4 protein-coding genes are annotated in these 4,114 nt (G+C 63.9%); 2 read left to right on the top strand and 2 right to left on the bottom strand.

Annotated elements, in window-relative coordinates; genetic code table 11:
* The coding region (locus KG698_RS14755) for an EamA family transporter (RefSeq protein ID WP_213686307.1) at positions 1-707 on the bottom strand (707 nt) is incomplete at its 3' end.
* A 47-nt stretch (positions 708-754) separates the two neighbouring features.
* Positions 755-1,639, bottom strand: a complete 885-nt coding sequence (locus tag KG698_RS14750; RefSeq protein ID WP_213686306.1) for a LysR substrate-binding domain-containing protein — start codon at positions 1,637-1,639, stop codon at positions 755-757.
* Between the two features lie 202 nt (positions 1,640-1,841).
* On the opposite strand from KG698_RS14750, the gene KG698_RS14745 reads away from it, so the two are divergent.
* Positions 1,842-2,351, top strand: a complete 510-nt coding sequence (locus KG698_RS14745; protein ID WP_213686305.1) for a hypothetical protein — start codon at positions 1,842-1,844, stop codon at positions 2,349-2,351.
* Between the two features lie 144 nt (positions 2,352-2,495).
* Positions 2,496-3,989 (top strand): signal recognition particle protein, encoded by a 1,494-nt coding sequence (gene ffh / locus KG698_RS14740; RefSeq protein ID WP_213686304.1) that lies wholly within the window; start codon positions 2,496-2,498, stop codon positions 3,987-3,989.
* The last annotated feature ends 125 nt before the right edge of the window (positions 3,990-4,114 follow it).

Below are 4,114 nucleotides of genomic sequence, written 5' to 3'. Positions count from 1 at the left end.
GGCAGCCGCATCGAGGCGAACTGGACCAAGAACACCGTCATCGATGACGCCGCAATCGCGGTATAGACCAGCGTGACCCAAACAAGCGGGCGCAAGCCCCCCCAATCGGTCACAAGCAGATCATGCCAACCATAGATGCCGATGATCACGGCGCTGAAACTCAGCGTCCAAAAGGTAAACACAAGGATCGGCTCACCCCGGTTAAGGCGGCGCACCATCGGCGTGTAGGCGGCATGCGCGATACAGCCCCAGAAAAAGATCGCCTCGCCCTGCCCGATCTCGAACGCCATCAGCGCTGAAAGATCGGCGCGGAAAATCACCCAAAGCGCGCCCAGCGCGCCCAAGGCAAGCGCCACGACAATGCGCGCGCCAAACAGCTGGCGCAGCAAGATGTATCCGAAAATCCCGCTCATCACCGGGGTCAGCGTAAAGACCGCCGCCGCACTGACCGGGGGCGCGGTTTTCAGCCCCTCGAACATGGTGACGAAATAGATAGCGAAAAGCAGGCCCAAAAGCCCGTAGCGCCAAGGTGCCGTCAGCGCGTCCGTGAGCGTGGTCATCCCGCCGCCACGCGCCCAGATCACCGCGCCCACCACCGCCGCCGACAACGCAAAGCGCACGGCATTGAGGGCCGCTGGTGCGATCTCATTGGCGATCTGCCCGCCCAGCGAAAACGACCCCGCGACAAGGGCCGAGAACGCCAGCATCGCAAGATGACCCTGCCGTGGCCCCTGCCCAAGATCGGCCAAGGCGCTCACGCTGGGGTCACCCCCCACTGCTTTACCTGTGATTTCAAAAAGCGCAGAAAACTTTGGACCTTGGCGGTGCGGTGCAGATCCATATGCGTCACCAGCCAGATCGGGGCAGACCATTCATCCAAAGGTGCCATCACCTCGACCAGATCATCATCCTCGGCAAGATCCCAGCTTGCGACAAAGCCGATGCCGATGCCTTGCTTGATCGCGATCTTGGCCGCGCGGGTCGCGCTGACGCGCAGCGCGATGGCGCTGGCTGGCACGACCGCGTTCAGCCAGCGGTGAAAGGGCGCGCGGTTGTTGTCGCCTGTCACACCCACAAAGCGATGTGCCGCGAGCTTGGCCAGATCAAGCGGCCCATGCGCCGCAACATAGGCGCGCGAAGCGACAAGCCGGGGCACTTGGTTGAAAAAAGGTTGCACGACATTGTCGGGCTGTTCGGGCAATTTGCCCGCGCGGATCGCGACATGGGCCTCGCCATATTCCAGCCGAAACAGCCGGTGATCGGAAATCAACTGCACCCGCAATTCGGGATGCTGCGCCATGAATTGCGCGATTGCTGGCACCAAAAGCACGGCAAGCTCATCGACCGAGGTGACGATCAATTCGCCCGTCACCTCATCTCCGCGCCCACGGATGCGGCTGGCCAGTTGCGCGAATTGGTCATCGGTCTGGGCGGCGATCTTGAGCAAATCCTGCCCCGCTTCGGTGGCGGTATAGCCGCGCGCGTGCCGCTGAAACAGCTTGGCGCCCAAGCGCGCCTCAAGCGCGTCGATATGGCGAATGACGGTGGCATGATGCACGCCCAGCACCTCGGCCGCACCCGACACGGTGCCAAGGCGCGCAACCTGATAGGCGGTGCGGATCTCGTCCCAGTTATCCACTAAATCCCACCCAGCGGTTGCGTCGATCCTGCCACTCTCACCGCTTGCCCCGCGAAGTTCAAGGGCAGGCGTCGGACCGCCCAAGCGCCGGCCGCTGTCGTCCGGGCCTTCGCACCGGGGGGCAGGCATGCTAGATTGCGCCATGCGTTGCTTTTTACCGATGCTTGCGTGCCTGATCTTGCTTGCCCCGCCTACCGTGGCGATGACGTGCTCCTTGGATTTCACCGTTACCGTGACCCAAGGCGCGGGCATGATCCGCCCCGGCACACCGCTCGCGGGCAGAGCGCATTTCACCACCACAGGTCAAAGCTACCCCGCAGGGGGCGGCGCGCGGGTCCATATCGTGCAAGGCGAGATGCGGATTGGCCCCGATATCACCGGCGAGGTTTGGGCCGTCATCACCACGGCGGGCAACCCGGTGGCCGATCTTTTGGCCGTTCACGCGCGCCATGTAACCGGCATGACTGTTGCGGGCCTTGCCTATCGCGGGCCGATGACCCTCAACCTATACGGCCACCCCGGCCACCTACCCGCGCCCACGATCCCGACCGACCCAGCCCAATGGGCCGCGATGGATTTGCGCCGCAGCTTTGCCTTGCATGCCTACGGCTATGATCGGCTGGCAGGCGCGGTCACCGCGCTGTCGGTCGCCTGCGACCCGGCAGCCATGATTGACTCTGCCCCCGAAAGCGCCTATCGAGCCGCGCAATAGCCGGAAAGCAACAGCTTCCGGTCCCGTGCAGCGTCATGGGATCGCCCCCCGTCAGCGAGGTTTCGCCCACGGGGGTTGTTGTGCATTTCGGCCACGCCCCCACATCACGGGGGCATTTCGGATCGTCATAGGGGGCACGCGCCCATGTTTGAAAACCTCTCTCAACGCCTGTCCGGCGTCTTTGACCGCCTCACCAAACAAGGTGCGCTGTCCGAGGATGACGTCCGCACAGCGATGCGCGAGGTGCGGGTGGCGCTTTTGGAGGCTGATGTCTCGCTCGAGGTTGCCCGCCAATTCATCAAGGCGGTCGAGAAAAAGGCCACCGGCGCGGCTGTCACCAAATCGATCACCCCCGGCCAACAGGTCATCAAGATCGTCCATGACGAGCTGGTCCATGTGCTGACCGGCGACGCCGACCCCGGCCGCCTGAAAATCGATAACCCACCCGCCCCTATCCTGATGGTGGGCCTTCAGGGGTCGGGTAAAACCACCACCACCGCGAAGCTCGCCAAGCGTTTGAAAGAGCGCGAGGGCAAGCGCGTGCTGATGGCGTCCCTCGACACCAACCGCCCCGCCGCGATGGAACAGCTGGCGATCTTGGGCGCGCAGATCGGCGTTGACACCCTGCCCATCGTCAAGGGCGAAGACCCGGTGATGATTGCCAAGCGCGCCAAGACGCAAGCCAGCCTTGGTGGCTATGATGTCTATCTCCTCGACACCGCAGGGCGGCTCCATATCGACGCCGAGCTGATCGCACAGGCCGCCGCCGTGCGCGATGTCGCCCAACCCCGCGAAACGTTGTTGGTCGTCGATGGCCTGACCGGCCAAGACGCGGTGAATGTCGCCCAAGAATTCGACGACAAGATCGGCGTCACCGGCGTGGTCCTGACCCGGATGGATGGCGACGGGCGCGGCGGTGCGGCGCTGTCGATGCGCGCGATCACCGGCAAGCCGATCCGCTTTGTGGGTCTGGGCGAAAAGACCGACGCGCTCGAGACCTTTGAGCCCTCCCGCATCGCGGGCCGCATCCTTGGCATGGGCGATATCGTATCGCTGGTCGAGCGCGCGCAAGAAACGCTCGAGGCCGAACAGGCCGAGCGCATGATGAAGCGCTTCCAGAAGGGTCAGTTCAACATGAACGACCTGAAGGGCCAGCTTGAACAGATGCTCAAGATGGGCGGCATGCAAGGCATGATGGGCATGATGCCCGGCATGGCCAAGATGCAAAAGCAGCTTGACGACGCAGGCATGGATGACAGCGTGCTCCGCCGCCAGATCGCGCTGATCAACTCCATGACCAAGAAAGAACGCGCCAACCCGGATTTGATGCAGGCCAGCCGCAAAAAGCGCGTCGCCGCAGGCGCGGGGCAAGATGTCTCCGACCTCAACAAGCTGCTCAAGATGCACCGCCAGATGGCCGACGCGATGAAAAAGCTCGGCAAGATGGGCAAGACCGGCCTTTTGCGCGGCGGCTTGGGTGCCTTGATGGGCAAGGGCGCGCCAAGCGCGCTCAAGGGCATGGACCCCGCAGGCCTTGACCCCAAAGCGATGGAAGAGGCCGCGCGCAAGATGGGCCTTGGCGGCATGGGCGGCGGCATGCTGCCCCCGGGCCTTGGCGGGTTTGGAAAGAAAAAGTGACGATGCTGGCCCCCACCCTGACAACCGCGCGGCTGACGCTGCGGCCCATGCGCGATGGCGATTTCCCCGCCTATGCCGCGCTGATGGCCAGCCCCCGCGCGGCCTATATGGGCGGGCCATATGAC

It is taken from the genome of Roseicyclus sp., from assembly GCF_018402035.1.
GTDB lineage: Bacteria > Pseudomonadota > Alphaproteobacteria > Rhodobacterales > Rhodobacteraceae > Roseicyclus.
Note: the sequence above shows the minus strand (reverse complement) of the source record. Positions and strands in the feature narration are given on the sequence as shown.